Here is a 357-nt window from a genome sequence, read left to right on the forward strand (position 1 = left end):
GCCGAAGACCCTGCCGCAGTTGCAGAAGGGAGTGGAAGCCGCGCTCGACGGCGACATCGATGGCGCGCAACGGCGCATGGCAATGGCCGGCCAGGTCGCGCAGTCGTCCGTACGGGGCCGCATCAACAGTGGTATCGGTCCGGCGCTGAGCGAGGCGACGCTGCGCAAGCGCGCGCGGCGCGGCAGGCAGGGGGCGAAAGAGGAGCTGGCGGCGCGCGCCGCTGGCCAACAGCCCAGCACTGAACTGGCCAAGCCGCTGATCGACACCGGTCAGCTACGCAACGCGGTCACCTATGTGATCCGCAAACGAAAATAGCCCATGGCACAACTCGACGTCGTCGACGTGCTGCTCGATCC

1 protein-coding gene is annotated in these 357 nt (G+C 67.8%); it reads left to right on the forward strand.

The window, feature by feature from the left end; genetic code table 11:
• Positions 1–316 (forward strand): hypothetical protein (locus AB4Z50_RS36330; protein WP_441887381.1); only part of this gene is annotated, 316 nt, incomplete at its 5' end.
• Positions 317–357: the final 41 nt, after the last annotated feature.

The sequence above is a fragment of the Paenibacillus sp. 2TAB26 genome (genome assembly GCF_052115145.1).
GTDB lineage: Bacteria > Bacillota > Bacilli > Paenibacillales > Paenibacillaceae > Pristimantibacillus.